Origin of the sequence: Bacillus sp. FSL W8-1202 (assembly GCF_038006165.1) — a bacterium.
GTDB classification, from domain to species: Bacteria; Bacillota; Bacilli; order Bacillales; family Bacillaceae; genus Bacillus; species Bacillus subtilis.
Window position 1 is genome coordinate 1418166 of record NZ_JBBOUR010000001.1, and the last position, 18879, is coordinate 1437044.

17 protein-coding genes and 2 pseudogenes are annotated in these 18879 nt (G+C 44.9%); 15 read left to right on the forward strand and 4 right to left on the reverse strand.

Features of this window, described 5'->3' with window-relative positions:
* Window positions 1-11: 11 nt before the first annotated feature.
* Window positions 12-1162 (forward strand): IS3 family transposase gene (locus NSQ09_RS07490; RefSeq protein ID WP_087614160.1). Its coding sequence is split into 2 segments (ribosomal slippage): window positions 12-285 and window positions 285-1162, totalling 1152 coding nucleotides; the frame shifts between segments, so codons are not numbered across the junction.
* 41 nt (window positions 1163-1203) lie between these two features.
* A pseudogene (locus NSQ09_RS07495) lies at window positions 1204-1677 on the forward strand (YcdB/YcdC domain-containing protein); the annotation flags it as partial.
* Between the two features lie 7 nt (window positions 1678-1684).
* Here the strand turns inward: NSQ09_RS07495 and cwlK are convergent.
* On the reverse strand, window positions 1685-2188 hold the full coding sequence (gene cwlK / locus NSQ09_RS07500; protein ID WP_017695036.1) for a peptidoglycan L-alanyl-D-glutamate endopeptidase CwlK: 504 nt from the start codon (window positions 2186-2188) through the stop codon (window positions 1685-1687).
* Between the two features lie 122 nt (window positions 2189-2310).
* On the opposite strand from cwlK, the gene rapJ reads away from it, so the two are divergent.
* The 6 genes and pseudogenes from rapJ (at window position 2311) to znuB (ending at window position 8725) form a co-directional block, all read left to right on the forward strand.
* Window positions 2311-3432, forward strand: a complete 1122-nt coding sequence (gene rapJ, locus NSQ09_RS07505) for a response regulator aspartate phosphatase RapJ (protein ID WP_041335266.1) — start codon at window positions 2311-2313, stop codon at window positions 3430-3432.
* A 106-nt stretch (window positions 3433-3538) separates the two neighbouring features.
* Entirely contained in the window at window positions 3539-4315 is a 777-nt protein-coding gene (locus NSQ09_RS07510) for an SDR family oxidoreductase (RefSeq protein WP_015382686.1), read from the forward strand.
* A 24-nt stretch (window positions 4316-4339) separates the two neighbouring features.
* A pseudogene (locus NSQ09_RS07515) lies at window positions 4340-6029 on the forward strand (glycoside hydrolase family 13 protein).
* A gap of 186 nt (window positions 6030-6215) precedes the next feature.
* Complete coding sequence (locus NSQ09_RS07520; protein WP_029317219.1) at window positions 6216-7175, forward strand: metal ABC transporter substrate-binding protein; 960 nt, start codon at window positions 6216-6218, stop codon at window positions 7173-7175.
* 54 nt (window positions 7176-7229) lie between these two features.
* On the forward strand, window positions 7230-7925 hold the full coding sequence (gene znuC / locus NSQ09_RS07525; protein WP_014475714.1) for a zinc ABC transporter ATP-binding protein ZnuC: 696 nt from the start codon (window positions 7230-7232) through the stop codon (window positions 7923-7925).
* Complete coding sequence (gene znuB, locus NSQ09_RS07530) at window positions 7883-8725, forward strand: zinc ABC transporter permease ZnuB (RefSeq protein WP_341030793.1); 843 nt, start codon at window positions 7883-7885, stop codon at window positions 8723-8725. Before znuC ends, znuB begins: the two co-directional genes overlap by 43 nt.
* Before the next feature lie 37 nt (window positions 8726-8762).
* On the opposite strand, the gene NSQ09_RS07535 is transcribed toward znuB, so the two are convergent.
* A complete protein-coding gene (locus NSQ09_RS07535; RefSeq protein ID WP_041352236.1) occupies window positions 8763-9758 on the reverse strand; it encodes an LLM class flavin-dependent oxidoreductase in 996 nt (331 codons plus the stop codon).
* A gap of 283 nt (window positions 9759-10041) precedes the next feature.
* Between NSQ09_RS07535 and NSQ09_RS07540 the strand changes: the two genes are divergently transcribed.
* The 7 genes from NSQ09_RS07540 (at window position 10042) to niaP (ending at window position 16810) form a co-directional block, all read left to right on the forward strand.
* Complete coding sequence (locus tag NSQ09_RS07540) at window positions 10042-10641, forward strand: TerD family protein (protein ID WP_341030797.1); 600 nt, start codon at window positions 10042-10044, stop codon at window positions 10639-10641.
* A 21-nt stretch (window positions 10642-10662) separates the two neighbouring features.
* Entirely contained in the window at window positions 10663-11244 is a 582-nt protein-coding gene (locus tag NSQ09_RS07545) for a TerD family protein (RefSeq protein WP_003234723.1), read from the forward strand.
* A gap of 34 nt (window positions 11245-11278) precedes the next feature.
* Window positions 11279-11857, forward strand: coding sequence for a TerD family protein (locus NSQ09_RS07550; protein WP_003241242.1), 579 nt, complete (start codon window positions 11279-11281; stop codon window positions 11855-11857).
* A 51-nt stretch (window positions 11858-11908) separates the two neighbouring features.
* Complete coding sequence (locus tag NSQ09_RS07555) at window positions 11909-12682, forward strand: TerC family protein (protein WP_003246458.1); 774 nt, start codon at window positions 11909-11911, stop codon at window positions 12680-12682.
* Window positions 12683-12765: 83 nt separating this feature from the next.
* On the forward strand, window positions 12766-14379 hold the full coding sequence (locus tag NSQ09_RS07560) for a YceG family protein (protein ID WP_041335276.1): 1614 nt from the start codon (window positions 12766-12768) through the stop codon (window positions 14377-14379).
* A gap of 15 nt (window positions 14380-14394) precedes the next feature.
* Complete coding sequence (locus tag NSQ09_RS07565) at window positions 14395-15486, forward strand: toxic anion resistance protein (RefSeq protein ID WP_003234715.1); 1092 nt, start codon at window positions 14395-14397, stop codon at window positions 15484-15486.
* A 121-nt stretch (window positions 15487-15607) separates the two neighbouring features.
* On the forward strand, window positions 15608-16810 hold the full coding sequence (gene niaP / locus NSQ09_RS07570; protein ID WP_017695041.1) for a niacin permease NiaP: 1203 nt from the start codon (window positions 15608-15610) through the stop codon (window positions 16808-16810).
* Between the two features lie 286 nt (window positions 16811-17096).
* Here the strand turns inward: niaP and NSQ09_RS07575 are convergent, their stop codons facing one another.
* Together NSQ09_RS07575 and NSQ09_RS07580 are read right to left on the reverse strand one after the other, a co-directional pair.
* Window positions 17097-18260: an MFS transporter gene (locus NSQ09_RS07575; protein ID WP_026113617.1), complete on the reverse strand. Its 1164-nt coding sequence runs from the start codon at window positions 18258-18260 to the stop codon at window positions 17097-17099.
* A gap of 68 nt (window positions 18261-18328) precedes the next feature.
* Entirely contained in the window at window positions 18329-18631 is a 303-nt protein-coding gene (locus tag NSQ09_RS07580; RefSeq protein ID WP_010886398.1) for an ArsR/SmtB family transcription factor, read from the reverse strand.
* Window positions 18632-18879 lie beyond the last annotated feature (248 nt).

The window sequence follows — 18879 nt, forward strand, 5'->3', positions numbered from 1 at the left end:
GTGTTTTTTCTATGGGGACAAGAGTGAGTTATCCGGTTGAAGTGAAACAGAAGGCTGTAGAAATGAGATTGGCAGGCGTACCTATGAAAGAGATCATGCAGGAGTTGAATATCAAAAATAATACGCAGATTAAGACATGGGTCAGATGGTATAAGGCTGGTGATACACATCGATTTGAACAGCCTGTTGGTAAGCAATACACTTATGGAAAAGGTCCGGAGTATTCTTCCGAATTAGAGAAACTGCAGGCAGAGAATCGATATCTGAGACAACAGAATGAAGTGTTAAAAAAGTACAACGAATTGGAAAGGAAGTTGATAGCCAAACGTCAGTCGAACTTGTAGAAGAATTGCACAGCACAATGACCGTGCAGGATATCTGTATTCATTTAGGTATCTCTCGCTCGTCTTATTATCGTTGGAAGAAGAATCTGAAGAAAGATCATCCCAAGCGCCATTTAGAAAAACAAATCGGCACGTTGTGCCGAGAGCACCAGTATCGATATGGATATCGAAAAATCACAGCTATATTAAAAAAGAGAATGTGTATTAACCATAAAACGGTTCAGCGTATTATGCAGAAAAATCAGTGGCAGTGCCGGGTTAAGGTGAAAAAGCGCAAGAAGAATGGGCAGCCATATGCCGTGGTCGACAATATATTAGATCGGAACTTTCAGTCTGATCATCCTCTTGAAAAACTAGTAACAGACATCACGTATTTGCCTTATGGACAGAAACAATTGTACCTTTCCAGTATATTGGATGTATATAATGGAGAAGTGATTGCTTTTACGATTGGAGATAAGCAGGACACAGACTTTGTCTTACACACACTTGATCAACTGCCAACACTGCCTGAGAACTGCGTGTTACATAGTGACCAAGGATCTGTGTATACATCTTACGAGTATCAGAAAGCTGTTAAAACAAAAGGCATTACCATGAGCATGTCCCGCAAAGGGACACCCGCTGATAATGCCTCCATCGAATCGTTTCATTCCTCACTAAAGTCTGAAACGTTCTATCTTAACAGCATTGATCGAACCACGACCGCCATCGTAGAACGCACTGTCATAGAATACATTCATTATTATAACAATATTCGTATTCAAACGAAACTAAACAACCAATCACCGATAAATTATCGGCAATTGGCTGTTTAAAAGGTGTTTTGATCCCTGTCTCAAAAACGGGGGTCAGTCCCTTAAAAGCAGCGCTTTCTTTTATGGAGCGGCCGAACAACCGCCAATGCTCCACGGAAGAATGCCAAGAGATAGCGCTTCAATTTTTGTATGCCCTCTATCCGAGAGCGGCTGAGTTTTTCAGGGTGAATCCCGTCCGAATTGATGAAAGAGGGAGAGTCCGCAACCATTTTTCTGTCTGGTATAAAGGAGTGCCGCTGCGGTTCGGCGCTGCCCGCATCATTGTCAATCCGGAAACTGGGTTGATTGACGCTTTTATGGCGCCTGATATTGAACCTGAACAATTGGAAGCGATAAATCACAGGCCGGATGTTTCCGCTGAAGAAGCGAGAGAAGCGTTTTTAGCCGCTTTTGATGTGAAGCTGGAATGGCAGCCTGACTTTACTGCAGGCAGTGACCAGCACTACAAACTTGTCTATAAGCCGGTTTACCCTTCCTATATTGATGCGCACATAAGGAAAAAGAAAAGGCTGTGAGGGGTGTCTAGTTAGGAATCATCTCCAAGTGGGGGTAGTCCTTGAATCGTTTCCAATCCCCGCCCCATTCAAAACCGAGTGTCTTAGCGATCTCGACAACCTCCAGCCAATCTGATTTTCCGTTTTGATTGCCGTCATATTCCATATCCCATATGATGCTTCCATCCTTTTTTTGAAGGGCGAAATCAATCGCTAAACCATAGTTATGATACGATTCCCCTCCTCTTGCATAGGTGACAATATTCCCTTTTTTTGTACGTCCCTGTTTATATAATTCATCTTGTTCCTTAAAGGACCTGAATCCTTCAGTAATGACGACGGTAATGCCTTTATTCGCTGCAGCGGCTTTGAGTGCATCGGCATTCTGCTTCACAATCGGATGAAGATCCGAGGGGACAGGCATGTCCTGCAGGGCGTTTTGAGAATGCCATTCATGCCGAATATAACTAAAACAAAGATCTAGAAGAAATAGAATACATAAGATAACAAATGTTTTTGCGGGTAACTTCATATCGGTCTCACTTTCTCAAGATGTGCTGAATGTTAACGCTTTTAAGTGATTGACTCTCTCTAAAAGCGAACAGCTATGATAAAATATAACATAAATAGTAGCAGGAGGAAGGAGGCAGACCGATGAGAGCAAAGATTCCATCAGAAGAAGTAGCAGTAAAGCTGAATGAATGGTACAAGCTCATTCGCGCATTTGAAGCAGATCAAGCAGAAGCGTTAAAGCAGGAGATTGAATACGATTTAGAAGATATGGAAGAGAACCAGGACTTGCTTTTATATTTTTCTTTGATGGAATTCCGGCATCGAATCATGCTTGATAAGCTGATGCCGGTGAAAGACAGCGACACCAAGCCTCCGTTCTCTGATATGCTGAACGAAATTGAAAGCAATCAGCAAAAACTCACGGGCTTATTGGAATACTACTTTTATTATTTCAGAGGAATGTACGAATTCAAGCAGAAAAATTTCATATTAGCGATCGACCATTATAAACATGCCGAGGAAAAGCTCGAGTATGTCGAGGATGAGATCGAAAAAGCTGAGTTTCTATTTAAAGTCGCAGAAGTGTATTATCACATCAAACAAACGTATTTTTCCATGAATTATGCGAGCCAGGCGCTTGATATCTATACGAAATATGAACTGTACGGTCGCCGCCGGGTTCAGTGTGAATTTATCATCGCCGGAAATTTGACCGATGTGTATCATCATGAAAAAGCACTGACCCACTTGTACAGCGCTTTAGATCATGCCAGGCAGCTTGAAGAAGCGTACATGATTGCCGCTGCCTATTATAATGTCGGACACTGTAAGTACAGTCTGGGTGATTACAAAGAAGCGGAGGGCTATTTCAAAACAGCCGCCGCCATTTTTGAGGAGCACAACTTTCAGCAAGCTGTTCAAGCTGTATTTTCACTGACCCATATCTACTGTAAAGAGGGAAAATACGACAAGGCAGTAGAGGCGTATGACCGCGGGATAAAGAGCGCGGCTGAATGGGAGGATGACATGTACTTGACGAAATTCCGCCTCATTCATGAGCTGTATCTTGGAAGCGGCGACCTGAACGTGCTTACAGAATGCTTTGACCTGCTGGAATCAAGGCAGCTTCTTGCCGACGCCGAAGATCTGTTGCATGATACAGCGGAACGTTTCAATCAGCTGGAACATTACGAGTCCGCCGCTTTCTTTTACCGCAGGCTGCTGAATATTAAAAAGAAGCTTGCCGAGCAGCGTTTTCAATAGGAAATGGCAGAGAACTACAGGTTCTCTGCTTTTTTTGTGCTGTTTTCAACTCGGAAAAACAGGGTATTTTCCACTGCATAGTGAGAAACAGAGGAGGATATCAAGTATGTACAAAGATTTAACCGGAAAAACAGCGATTGTGACAGGGTCTTCAAAAGGAATCGGGAAAGCCATTGCGGAACGGTTCGGACAGGAGAAAATGAATGTTGTTGTAAATTACCACAGCGACCCGTCTGGAGCAGATGAAACTCTGGAAATCATTAAGCAGAACGGAGGGAAAGCCGTCGCAGTTGAGGCGGACGTGTCAAAAGAAGAGGGGATTCAGGCGCTCTTGGACACAGCTTTAGAGCATTTCGGCACGCTCGATGTGATGGTAAACAACTCCGGTTTTAACGGTGTTGAGGCGATGCCGCATGAGATGAGTCTTGAAGATTGGCAGAGAGTGATTGATGTCAATGTTACCGGAACCTTTCTGGGAGCGAAAGCAGCACTTAACCACATGATGAAAAACAATATCAAGGGCAATGTGCTGAATATTTCAAGTGTTCATCAGCAGATTCCACGCCCTGTAAACGTTCAGTATTCCACATCCAAAGGCGGCATCAAGATGATGACGGAAACGCTGGCGCTCAATTATGCGGATAAGGGAATCCGCGTCAATGCGATAGCGCCCGGCACCATTGCCACAGAATCAAATGTTGATACGAAAAAGGAAGAGAGCAGGCAAAAACAATTGAAAAAAATCCCGATGAAAGCCTTCGGAAAGCCTGAAGAAGTGGCGGCAGCAGCGGCTTGGCTCGTATCTGAGGAAGCAAGCTATGTGACCGGCACAACACTTTTCGTCGATGGCGGGATGACACTTTATCCGTCTCAGCTTGAATAGAAGACAAAACAGGGGGATTGCGGGATGAAAACGGACTGGTGGAAGGATGCAGTGGTGTACCAAATTTACCCGAGAAGCTTTCAGGACAGCAATGGAGACGGAATTGGGGATTTGCGGGGGGTTATTTCCCGTCTTGACTACATAAAGGAACTCGGGGCAGATGTGATTTGGATTTGCCCGATCTATCCTTCTCCGAATGTTGATTACGGGTATGATGTGACAGACCATAAGGCGATTATGGATTCTTACGGAACAATGGACGATTTTCACGAGCTGCTGGACCAGGTGCATCAGCGGGGATTAAAGCTGGTGATGGACTTTGTGTTAAATCACACCTCGGTCGAGCATCCGTGGTTTAAAGAAGCGGAGCTGGACAAAAACAGCAAATACCGCAGCTATTATTATTGGCGTCCCGGCACAAAGAACGGCCCGCCGACGGACTGGCTCTCAAACTATGGGTGCCCGGTCTGGCAATACGAGGAGCACACCGGAGAATACTATCTCCATATGAATGCCGTCAAACAAGCTGATTTAAACTGGGAAAATCCCGAAGTTCGCCAGGCGGTGTATGACATGATGAAATTTTGGCTCGATAAAGGGGTCGACGGTTTGCGAATTGATCAGCTCCATCTCATTTCTAAGAAAGAATATCTTCCTTCGTATGAGGACTATATCAATCAGCAGGCAGAGCCGAAGCCCTTTCAGCCAAATGGCGAACGAATCCATGACTATTTTAAAGAAATGACAGATGGTGTGTTTTCCCAATATGATGTCATGTCTGTCGGAGAGGTCGGCAGTGTCACACCGGAAGAAGGCCTGAAATATACGGGAACAGATAAGCATGAGCTGAATATGATTTTTCACTTTCAGCATATGGAGCTTGATCAGCAGCCCGGAAAAGAACATTGGGATTTGAAGCCCCTCGAGCTTTCTGATTTAAAATCGGTTTTGACAAAATGGCAAAAGAAGCTTGAACATCAAGGCTGGAATACATTGTTTTGGTGCAACCACGACCAGCCCCGGATTGTGTCCAGATTCGGAGACGATGGGGAATACCGCAAAACATCAGCGAAAATGCTGGCAACCGTACTTTATTTAATGAAGGGCACGCCGTATATTTATCAGGGAGAAGAAATCGGGATGACAAACGCGCCGTTTACCCGGATTGAAGACTACAAAGATATCCAAACGATCAATATGTATCATAAACGGGTGTTTGAAAAAGGCTATGATCCAAATGATGTGATGAGATCGATCTTAGCCAAAAGCCGGGATCACGCCCGGACCCCGATGCAGTGGAACAGCGGCAAAAATGCCGGATTTACTGACGGCACGCCTTGGCTGAAGGTCAATCCGAACTTCACCGCAATCAATGTGGAGGAAGCGCAGGGAGATCCTGATTCGGTCTTAATCTATTACAAAAAGCTGATCAGCCTGAGAAAGCAGTACTCTGACCTCATGTAAGGGAGCTTTGATCTTTTGCTTCCGGACGATCCGCAGTTGTTTGTATACATGAGAGAAAACAGTAAACAGCAGCTTTTGTCAGTCAGTCAATAATTTTTCAAAAGAGCAGGCTGTTTTTCAGTGGCCTAAGAACTGCGGCAAAGCTCAGGCCTCTCTGCTTCTCAGCAATTATAACAACGATGATCTTGCTGACGAAATGGTGTTCCGGCCTTATGAGAGCAGGGTCTATCTTTTGGACAAAACAAACTAATGATTGAAGTAGCCCGGCATTCTTAGCCGGGTTTTTTAGTACATATATTCGCTCTGCAGGCGGGAAGAATAAATGAAAATGAAATTTATTCTTGCAAAACGTAATGACTTCGGTTTATTATGATATAGGATTACAAAATCGTTATCATTTTGATTTAAAGTTACTGAAAAAGAGGGGATATACGATATGTTTAAAAAATGGAGCGGTTTGTTTGTGATTGCAGCGTGCTTTTTATTAGTTGCAGCATGCGGCAACTCATCAACAAAAGGGTCGGCGGATTCAAAGGATGATAAACTGCACGTTGTCACAACGTTCTACCCGATGTATGAATTCACAAAACAAATTGTAAAAGACAAAGGCGATGTGGATCTGTTAATCCCATCTTCCGTTGAACCGCATGATTGGGAACCGACGCCGAAAGACATTGCCAACATTCAGGATGCTGATTTGTTCGTTTATAATAGTGAATACATGGAGACATGGGTTCCGTCAGCTGAAAAAAGCATGGGCCAAGGCCATGCCGTTTTCGTTAATGCAAGCAAAGGCATTGATTTAATGGAAGGCTCTGAAGAAGAACACGAAGAGCATGATCATGGGGAGCATGAGCACAGTCATGCAATGGACCCTCACGTATGGCTCAGCCCTGTTCTGGCACAGAAGGAAGTTAAAAATATTACGGCGCAAATCGTGAAGCAGGACCCGGATAACAAAGAATACTATGAGAAAAATAGTAAAGAATATATTGCAAAACTGCAGGATCTTGATAAACTATATCGTACAACCGCAAAAAAAGCGGAGAAAAAAGAATTTATCACGCAGCATACAGCTTTTGGCTATCTGGCAAAAGAATACGGCTTGAAGCAGGTTCCGATTGCAGGGCTTTCACCTGACCAAGAACCGAGTGCAGCCAGCTTGGCAAAGCTGAAAACATATGCCAAAGAACATAATGTAAAAGTCATTTACTTTGAAGAAATTGCATCCTCAAAGGTCGCAGATACGCTCGCCAGTGAAATCGGCGCGAAGACAGAAGTGCTGAATACACTGGAAGGCTTGAGCAAAGAAGAACAGGATAAAGGTTTAGGGTATATCGACATTATGAAACAAAACCTCGATGCCCTGAAAGATTCACTATTGGTTAAATCATAAGATAGTGTGCGCCGGAGGGTGCACACTATTTCTTTGTGAGAAAGGAAGATTAACATGAATCTCGTCTCATTGAAAGATATCGTTTTCGGCTATTCCCATACGCCTGTTTTAGATAAAGTATCACTTGATATTGAAAGCGGTGAGTTCGTCGGCATCACTGGACCAAACGGCGCCTCTAAATCGACGCTCATAAAGGTAATGCTCGGCATGCTGAAACCGTGGGAAGGCACAGTGACGATCAGTAAAAGGAATACAGAAGGGAAACGCCTGACCATAGGGTACGTCCCGCAGCAAATTTCTTCATTTAATGCCGGCTTTCCGAGCACGGTGCTGGAGCTTGTTCAGTCAGGCCGCTATACAAAAGGGAAATGGTTTAAACGTTTAAATGAAGAAGATCATCTTGAAGTAGAAAAAGCACTGAAAATGGTGGAAATGTGGGAGCTCCGCCATCGTAAAATCGGTGATTTATCAGGCGGACAGAAACAGAAAATCTGTATCGCCAGAATGCTCGCCAGCAACCCGGATCTGCTGATGCTGGACGAACCGACGACAGCTGTTGATTACGACAGCAGAAAAGGATTTTACGAATTTATGCATCACCTTGTGAAAAATCACAACCGCACAGTTGTGATGGTTACTCACGAACAAAACGAAGTACAGCAATTTTTAGATAAAGTGATTCGATTAGAGAGAGGAGAAAAAGGCGGATGGAAATGTTTGACTTGGAATTCATGCGACGAGCTTTTCTAGCAGGCGGCATGATCGCCGTTATGGCTCCGATACTAGGAGTGTATCTCGTTCTCAGAAGACAGGCCTTAATGGCTGACACACTTTCACATATCTCATTGTCAGGTGTTGCCATCGGCTTTTTTCTCAGCACCAATATAACCGCAGCAAGCATAGTCGTCGTGACCATTGGCGCGATCGGAATTGAATACATGCGGCGGGCGTATCGGACTTATTCAGAAGTGTCCATTGCCATCTTAATGGCAGCTGGTTTGTCCTTCGCGATGTTTTTAATCAGCCTTTCCAAAGGCACAGCCAATATGAGCATTGATCAATACCTATTTGGATCGCTTGTGACAGTAAACCAGCAGCAGGTCTATATTATCAGTATTATCACACTGCTGATCCTGCTTTATTTTATCGTACTGAGAAGGCCGCTCTACCTGCTGACGTTTGATGAAGCAACAGCCAAAACATCGGGAATCAATACAAACGTTCTCTCGTTGTCATTCAGTATTGTCACAGGCCTTGCGATTTCAGTCATTATTCCGATCATCGGGGTCCTTCTTGTATCAGCCCTGCTCGTATTGCCGGCAGCATTCGCCATCAGAATTGCAAAAGGCTTTAACATGGTTTTCATTACAGCCATACTCATTTCGTTATTCAGCGTATTTACGGGACTGACATCATCCTATCAGCTCGGGACGCCGCCAGGTCCGTCTATTACCCTGCTATTGATTGTTTTGCAATTAATCGGATTTGCAGTTCAGGGAGTTTGGACGTTTATCAAAAAAGAAGCTCAGCGCAAAAAAAGGCACCGATAACATGAAAAGCAGTTTTCCCTAGGGAAAACTGCTTTTTTTATAGAACCAATCCGGCAAGGCGCTCATACGATTCTTTTTTCGCCTCAAAATTAAACACATTGCACAGAACCATGATTTCATTTGTTTCATAGCGGTCTGTGAGGTCTAACAGCTGCTGTTTGACAGTGGTTGGAGAACCGATCACCATCCGCTTTCTGTTTTCTTCTATGAGTTTTTTATCGGACGCTGTATAGGGATGGGCTTTAGCCTCCTCGATGCTTGGCACGCGGCTGTCCAAGCCTTTCCCGACGCGAAGAAGCCACAAATCCTGGCTTAATGCGAGTTCTTCTGCCTCTTCATCTGTTTTCGCGCAAATGACAAAAATCGTAAAAAGTGCGGACGGATTCGAAAAATGGGCTGAGGGCCGAAAGCTTTCCCGGTAGATGCGGAATGCATTTTCTCCTCGCGCGGGATTAATGAAATGCCCAAACACATATCCAATCCCCTGGTGCGCCGCGCGTCTTGCGCTGTTTTCACCAAGACCGAGCACCCATAGCTCGGGTGCCGTGCCAATAAGGGGCGCCGCTTTGATTCCGGCATACGGATGGTCGGGAGGAAGGGAATCTGTTAGAAAATAAGAGACATCCTGCAGCTGTCTGTTAAATTCGGTTAAGCTTTTTTTCACCCCGTCCGTTAACGCAATCCTGGTTTTTGTCGTGCCGCCGGGGGAACGGCCGACGCCGAGGTCAATCCGGTTTGGATACAGGGCCTCAAGCTGGCGAAAGGTTTCAGCCACTTTAAATGGGCTGTATTGGGGCAGAAGCACGCCGCCTGATCCGACACGAATGGTGTTTGTCTGTGCTGCGATGCGGGCGATCATGATTTCAGGCGCTGTGCTTGCCAGTCCTTTCGTGCTGTGATGCTCGGCAAACCAATAACGCTTATAGCCCCACTCTTCGCTTAATTGGGCAAGCTCAACCGAATGCTGAAGAGTTGTCACAGGGCTCTCTCCTTTAGAAACAGGTGCCTGATCAAGTATGCTTAAATGAATCAAAAGGCCGCTTCCTTTCTGTCTGTTTTTAGATGGTGACACCAGAATAGGCAAAATGACTTGCCCGCGTCAAATGGTTTGTTTAAGAAGCGCACTTTATAGCATTTGCAAATCATATATCAAATATGGAAGTTTTTTTTCGAGGTTTTTCGTCAATTATTCTTAACTTTTACGAAACTTTGATATAATAACAAACGTATATATTAGTAATTTACGGCTTATTTTCCTTGTGAGCGTAAAAATAAATGTGACTATCTTCACATTTTGATGAGTAGGAGTGAATCGTGTGGCAATTTCTTTAGAAAAAGGTCAACGAATTGATTTAACAAAAGGAAAAGCCGGTCTGTCAAAATTGATGGTCGGTCTCGGCTGGGACCCAGTGTCCTCAGGCGGAGGGTTCTTCAGCAAACTGCTTGGCGGAGGCGGTCCGAATATCGACTGTGACGCTTCAGTGCTGATGCTGGAAAACGGAAAATTCACCGATAAGAAAAACCTGATTTATTTCGGCAACCTGAAAAGCCGCTGCGGCGGTGTACAGCATACAGGCGACAACCTGACGGGTGACGGTGCGGGCGATGACGAGCAAATTATGATAGATTTAGATAAAGTGCCTGCAAACATCGATAAGCTTGTATTTGTAGTAAACATTTACGATTGTGTCAGAAGAAAACAAGATTTCGGCATGATTCAAAATGCGTTTATCCGAGTAGTTGATCAATCTAATCATGAAGAAATGCTCAAGTACAATTTGAGAGACAATTACGCCGGCAGAACAAGCCTGATTACAGCAGAAATCTACCGCAGCGACAGTGAGTGGAAGTTTGCTGCGGTCGGTGAAGGCACAAACGATACGAGATTAGAAGATATTATCAGCAGATACGTATAAAAGAAAAGGAGTGGATGAAACATGACAATTTCATTGGCAAAAGGACAAAAAGTAGATTTAACAAAAACAAATCCGGGTCTTTCAAAGGTTGTTGTCGGTTTAGGCTGGGATACGAACAAGTATGACGGCGGGCACGACTTTGATCTTGACTCAAGTGTGTTTCTGTTAGACGCTGCAGGCAAATGCGCATCTCCAAACGACTTTATTTTCTACAACCAGCTTGAAGGCGGCAACGGTTCAGTCGTTCATTCAGGCGATAACCTGACTGGCGCTGGCGAAGGCGATGATGAGAATGTAAAAGTAAATCTCAGCGCTGTACCGGCAAACATTGATAAAATCTCATTTGTTATTACCATTCACGATGCAGAGGCGCGCAGCCAAAACTTTGGACAAGTATCAAACGCGTTTGTCCGCATCGTAAATGAAGAAACAAATGAAGAGCTCATCCGTTACGATCTTGCAGAAGATTTCTCTATTGAAACGGCAATCATTGCAGGGGAGCTTTACAGACATAACGGCGAGTGGAAATTCTCAGCAATCGGCTCAGGCTACCAAGGCGGCCTTGCCCGCATTGCAACAGACTACGGTTTGCAAGTCGGTTAAGACAAATACGAAGAGCAGAAAGGAGAGAGGCAGTATGGCCATTCAATTATCAAAAGGACAGCGCATTGATTTAACAAAAACAAATCCGGGACTGACTAAAGCGGTGATCGGCTTAGGCTGGGATACAAACAAGTACTCCGGCGGACACGATTTTGACCTGGATGCTTCGGCCTTTTTAGTTGATGCGCATGATAACTGCGTAAATGATCTCGATTTCGTCTTCTATAATAACCTTGAACATCCGAGCGGCGGTGTCATCCATACGGGTGACAACCGCACGGGTGAGGGCGACGGAGATGATGAGCAGATTATCGTTGATTTCTCAAAAATCCCTGCTCACATTGAGAAAATCGGCATCACAGTGACCATTCACGACGCTGAAGCACGCAGCCAAAACTTTGGACAAGTTTCCAATGCATTTGTCCGCGTTGTGGATGAAGAAACGCAGAATGAGCTTCTTCGCTTCGATTTGGGAGAAGACTTCTCCATTGAAACAGCTGTTGTCGTTTGTGAGCTTTACAGACACGGCGGCGAGTGGAAATTCAATGCAATCGGCAGCGGATTTTCCGGCGGGCTGGCTGCATTGTGCCGGAATTACGGTTTGCAAGTGTAAGCGAGTGACAAATAGAGAAGTCACCGTTTCAAATTAATAGGAGGAAAAAACTTGGACTTTTTACATCATATTTTGTCTACGTATGCTTCATTTTTCGATTGGAAAATGTGGGGGGAAGTTCTGACTGATCCTGTTTCCTGGGGTTTGATCGGTTCCCTTGTTGTTCTGGAAGGCCTTTTATCGGCCGATAACGCGCTTGTTCTTGCGGTCATGGTTAAACACCTGCCGGAAAAACAGCGGAAAAAAGCGTTAACGTATGGTTTGTTTGGAGCTTATATTTTCAGGTTTATTTTCATCGGGCTCGGTATGCTTCTCATTAAATTCTGGTGGATCAAGGTGCTTGGCGCGCTTTACCTGGCTTGGCTCGTCATTAAGCACTTCTGGATAGGCGAAAAAGAAGAGGAAGCGGACGGCATGAAGAAAAACTCTTGGATGGTCCGTACGTTCGGGATCTTCTGGGCGACTGTCATTTCAGTAGAATTAATGGATCTTGCCTTCTCTGTGGACAGCATCCTGGCCGCGTTTGCAGTATCTGAAAAAGTATGGGTGCTTCTGATCGGCGGTATGCTTGGTATTTTAATGATGCGTACAGTGGCAAAAGTGTTCCTTGTGCTGATTGATAAAATTCCTGAGCTGGAAAACACAGCATTCGTCTTAATCGGCATTATCGCGCTGAAAATGGCGGGGAGCGCTTTCCATTACGAAATGCCGCACTCTGTATTCTTCATCATCATTATCGCTGCATTTGCGGTAACATTGATCATTCACTACATCAATAAACAAAAGCAGGTGCGCGAACAAACAGCCGCTTCAAAAGAAGAATAAAACAAAACAAGGAGGGAGGTTCAATGTCCTTCCTTTTTTGTTACCGAAATATCGTTCAATGACAAACCGGAAAGGAGGATATGATGAGACAAGAAGAACTAACCATTCATAAAGCACTTCCGGCTGATGGCGATTGGAAAAGCCTGCTGTTTCAGCCATTGCCGGAGCGGGATCACTATGAAACTGCACAAGGCCTTTCTTTTTCTCGTCTTGCCGGTCAGATATTGGGCACGCCTATTGATGAGACGGACTACTATAACGAGTTGTATGAGCTGTCTGTAAACGACCGCATAACGATTTTGAGTGAAACGCTTGATAAAACAATCGAACCGGAAACATTTCAAAAGCTTCAGCATATTCATTCCATCAATCAGAAAGAAAAAGGGCTGTCAGTCAGCCGCTTTGTTGCCTTTCTGGACGGGGAAAAGCTGATTGCGAAGCACTCAAATCCCTTGATGCACCGCCATTTAAGAAAAGCGCTGATGACGCTTTTACATACCTTTGCGGACAGTCATGAAAAGGGGCTGAATCATCCTGATTTTCGCAGAGTGCTGCTTGATGTCTCGAAGTTTTCCTTAAACCATCTGAACCCTTGGCTGGAAAAAACCGATATAGAGCGGGAGATGCCGAAGGTTGTTTGGTATGGAGATGCGACGAAAAGCCAGCTCTATTTCTTATATTATCTGATGCTGGTCGGCTGTGATGTACTACTGTTCCATCCGGCGGGAACGGATCAGCTGGCGCTTGTCGACCCGAAGCAGGAGCTCGGTTTTACGGAAAAGCTCCCGGATGTTTCGGAGCTTCAGCCGTTTCCGAAAGAAAAACCTGACCGGAAATCAACAGTGGCTTACCGCTCAACAAAGGAAATTGAACATGTGCTGAATCACGAGGAATCCATGCTGTATAAGCCGTGGCAGTTCAGAGATCACACACCGGTGTCCGTTACGCTGAAAACGACCTATGATGAATTGTTTTTAATCACGAAAGAACGCGCCTTTATTCGGCCGAATTTCAAAGCAGATAAATATTCCATTGAGATTCCGAATGTATTCGCCAAAATTATGGGCGTGTCGAAAGACAATAAGGAATATTGGAACAGGCTTCATACTCTAGCGGATTATCAGGAAACAGAAATGGTCAGAAGCTTTCCATTTACAGAAGAAATAAAGTCGAACTATCAATTTCACTACAGCCACGCACTTGATCAAGAAGGGAACATTGATCCGGACAAGTTGATGGCAAGCAATGTGTGGCAGTATAAACAGCTGCCGGCGGGCGTTCAGACTGCCATTGCCAAAACGATTTCGAGAATGTGCAGACACCCGCGGCTTAAAGCTTTGCATCAGGAACAAGTCAAGGATGTTCAAATCTATTTGTTTAAACAAACAACAAACCTGCCTGCTAATCTGCTGAAATTGATTCAAATGTTCGACTATGCGCAAACCGTTCCGAAACTCGTTTTATATCATACGGAAATGAGCGGCGGACTCACGCGTTCGGATGCTGCCGCCCTGCTGTTCCTGAATGAAATCGGAATCGATATCATCATTTATAATCCGCCCGGACACCAGGATATTGAGCAGTTTATTGAAGAGGATCAGTATGATATCCATTGGCTGGATGACATGGTGTTTCAGCAGGACTACAAAGAGCCTTCGCTTGTGAAAAGGCTCTTCAGAACCATTACCCAAAAATAAGGAGAGAAGAAAAGCATGACAACAGAAAATCAAAATCCGCTTGTTCTCGATAAAAATGAAGAGATTTCTCAGCAAAAAGCTGACGATATCCGTCTTCAGCTCCGTCAGGAACCAGAAGTGAAGCGGCTTGCTCAACAAATTGACGTTAAAAACCAAATGGAGCTGCTTGAGTACGGCAAGGAGCCGGCCGTTGAAATATCCAAGTTCTCTGACCGCATCTTGGGGATGATGAAAACAACAAGTGTGACAGACTCCGGCACAATGCTGACTCAGCTTGGGAAAATCATGGACCGCTTTGACAAAAATGATTTTGATGAGCCAAAGGGATTAATGGCGAAAATTTTCAAACGCGGCGGCAGCATGATTGAAAAAATCTTTAAAAAGTATCAGACGCTTGGCGGAGAGATTGAAAAAATCCACGTTGAGATTTCAAAATACAAAGATGAGATGACGAAGACGAACTACACGCTCGATGAAATGTATGAAAACAATATCAAATACTATATGGAGCTTGAAAAATACGTCGTTGCCGGGCAGATGAAACTGGAAGAGATGCAGTCGATCCTTCCTTCATATGAGGAAAAAGCGGCAAGCGGAAACCAGCTGGCGCAAATGCAGCTAGATACATTGCGCAACGGCATTCAGGCGCTTGAGGAACGGGTGTATGATCTGGATATGGCAAGGATGGTGGCGCTTCAAACCGCACCACAAATCCGTCTCCTGCAGCGCGGAAATGCAAAGCTGATCGGGAAAATCAACTCCGCGTTTATCATTACCATTCCGATTTTCAAAAACGGCATTATTCAGGCTGTTACGGTAAAGCGGCAAAAGCTTGTGGCTGATTCCATGAGCGAGCTTGACCGCCGGACAAACGAGATGCTGAAACGAAATGCTGAAAACATCTCAAGCCAAAGTGTTGAAATTGCCAGAATGGCCGGCAGACCGAGCATAGATATTGAAACGATCGAATCGTCTTGGAACACGATTGTCAGCGGCATGCAGGAAACAAAACAAATCGAGGAAGAAAACAAACGCCTCCGCGAAGACGGCGCGAGACGAATTGCACAGCTTCAGGATAATATTAAAAAAGCAGCATTGCAGCAATAATAAAAACCCCGCTTGTGGAACATAAGCGGGGTTTTTCAATTACATCATTTAGTTAATGACAATGTGTAAAGACAGGTGTAAACTTAAACGGTAATCATTTTGCATATCAGAGGTGTTGGCAATGGGAAAACAACAGCCTATATCCCAGCGTAAACTGCTGGGCGTCGCCGGTTTGGGGTGGCTGTTTGATGCAATGGATGTCGGAATATTATCGTTTATTATCGCCGCGCTCCATGTAGAGTGGAATCTGTCGCCCGAAGAAATGAAATGGATCGGAAGCGTCAATTCCATCGGCATGGCTGCGGGTGCGTTTTTGTTTGGTTTGCTTGCTGATCGAATCGGCCGCAAAAAAGTGTTCATCATCACCCTTTTATGCTTTTCCATCGGAAGCGGCATTTCCGCTTTTGTGACGAGCTTATCGGCATTTCTAATCCTTCGTTTCGTGATTGGTATGGGACTTGGCGGCGAGCTTCCAGTCGCTTCAACACTCGTTTCGGAAGCGGTTGTGCCTGAAAAGCGGGGCAGAGTGATTGTGCTTTTGGAAAGCTTTTGGGCCGTGGGCTGGCTCGCAGCGGCCTTGATTTCTTACTTTGTGATACCAAGCTTCGGCTGGCAGGCCGCCCTTCTATTAACTGCGCTGACTGCTTTTTATGCGCTGTACCTGCGGACGAGTCTGCCTGATTCGCCGAAATATGAATCGATTTCTGCCAAAAAGAGGTCGGTGTGGGAGAATGTAAAAAGCGTCTGGGCAAGACAGTATATACGGCCGACCGTGATGCTGTCGATCGTTTGGTTCTGTGTGGTGTTTTCTTATTACGGGATGTTCCTATGGCTGCCGAGTGTCATGCTGCTGAAAGGCTTCAGCATGATTCAAAGCTTTGAATATGTCCTGCTGATGACGCTTGCTCAGCTACCGGGCTATTTCTCTGCCGCATGGCTGATTGAAAAAGCGGGCCGGAAGTGGATACTTGTCATTTACTTGATTGGCACAGCAGGAAGCGCCTATTTCTTCGGAACGGCGGATTCCTTAAGTCTTCTGCTTACGGCTGGGATGCTGTTATCGTTTTTCAACCTCGGTGCATGGGGCGTGCTGTATGCGTATACCCCGGAGCAATACCCGACTGCGATTCGAGCAACAGGTTCAGGAACGACAGCAGCGTTTGGAAGAATCGGCGGCATCTTCGGGCCTTTGCTCGTCGGAACGCTCGCAGCCCGTCATATTTCGTTTTCGGTCATCTTTTCAATCTTTTGCATTGCAATCTTACTCGCGGTTGCTTGTATTTTGATTATGGGGAAAGAAACGAAACAAACTGAGCTAGAATAGGAAAAGCACCTCTTGAAAGAGGTGCTTTCAGCGTGTCGACAAACCCTCGCATTCGTTGTCAGGACTGCGCTTCGGTGCTCAATGCGAAGTGGATCAACGGCTAAATTCTCAGGCGTCCTGCCTAAACGCCGTCGTCATCACATCCTGTGAATGTCCGCTCCTATGCTCGTCCTTCCTAGACTTCAAGGGTTTTCAATCACGCTGAAAAGATGACAAAATCCTAAAATGAAAACCATTTTAGGATTTTGTCAACAATCTGAGGCACCTCTTGAATGAGGTGCTTTTTTTACATTTGCGCCCGGGCTGCGGATTGGCGTTTCCCGGATGTTTGATAGAGCGTCATAGAAAGTATGAATAGTATGGCAGTAAATCCTGTGACAGCTCCGAAATGCTGTGTGCTTTGATATAAAAAACCTGCAATACTTGTACCGACAGTGGTTCCGGCATACATAGCGGCATTGGAAAGGGAAGCGATGGTTCCTCGCGCATTTGGTGCAATGGATTGAAAGACACCCATCATTAACGGAAAGATGATGCCAGCTGTAAAGAACGTGAGAAAAAAGCCGGCTTCTACTAAAAACAAGTTTGGAAAGAACGGAAGAGCGAAATAGAGAGCGCCCATTAGCAGCATCCCGCTGATCAGTGTTTTAAACATGCCCAGCTTTTCTGAAACCCGGCTGCCGATAAGGCTCCCGAGCATATTTCCCAGTCCGAGTACAAGCATAGCTGCGCCAATTTGTGACACGGTTAAATGATAATCCGCGGAAAGCCAAGTACTTAGAAAGCTGAACGATGCGAAGTTTCCGGTTTGAAACAGAAAATAGGCAAGCAGAATGACCGATGTTTTCGGCAATGAAAAAAGCTCCCGATAGGGGTTGACAATTGATGGGCGCGCCAATGGTTCAGAAGGCCGGATATCAGGCATGACCGCCGCCAGGATCAATAGAAGAATAAGCGAGCACGCTGACAAAACGAAAAATGGCGTATGCCATGTAAAGGAAGCGAGAAACCCTCCAAAAGGAAGTCCGAGCATTTGTGAAGCGGCCAAACCTGCTGTCGCAATCCCCATGCCTTTTATGATCTGAGAAGGCTGGACAATGACTGGGATGGACGCCCAAATTTGAGGCGTCACAAACGCAGCACTAACGCCTGCGGCAAAACGGAACAGGCACATGGCGGCAAAAGAGGGAGCGATGCCGCATAAAAACGTGGATACGATAAAGCCTGCAAGTCCCCACAGCATGACTGTTTTCCTGTTCAGCCGGTCTGAGATTGGGCCTGCAATGAAAGCGAAGAGCGCATAACCGAGTGCATAGGCACTGACCATCCAGCCTGACAAATCAGTAGAGACATGAAACTGATCCTGTAAAAGGGGGAGAAGCGGCGAAAGCAAAAAGGTATCCGTGCCAATGACAAACATGACACTGAAGAAAAGCCAAATGCGATTCAAATTTTATCACTCCTATTGTTTTATAACTTTGAAACTATGGAACAGATATGTATAGAGAAAACCCTTTGTTAGAGGGTTTCCAAAAAGCCAGGCAGGTATGTTTGAAATGTGTCTTCACGCAGACTGACGTATTTTGTCCGCGAATCTTTCCGGGTTGCCGTCAATCCCGCTTCACGCAGCGTTTTAAAATGATAAGATGCCGTGGTTTTGACAATATTGCACTTTTCACCTACTTCACCGCAGCTGAGTTCTTTTCCGCTGACATAAAGCGTACGAATAATGGCAAGCCTTGATTCATCAGACAGTGCTTTAAAAATTTGCGCTCTGATTTGATCATCTGATTGTTTCATAGTCATAAAACTATAATACATAATTGATGTTGAAAAAGCAACTTATTTTTCCAGTAAAGGAGAGGGAAGTCATAAGAGGAAGGAGGAATTCAATTCCAATAAAAGCGTTTTCAACTAAAGATAGGCGAAAAATCACCCGTAAAATACAATCATATAGGAGGATTACAGAGCATTTAGAAGCATAAATAAGATCATGTGGTCACATGGATGTTTATAAAGAAATGGTACAGAATAAAAGAGAATATGCTGTTTGTGTGGGAAGTTACATA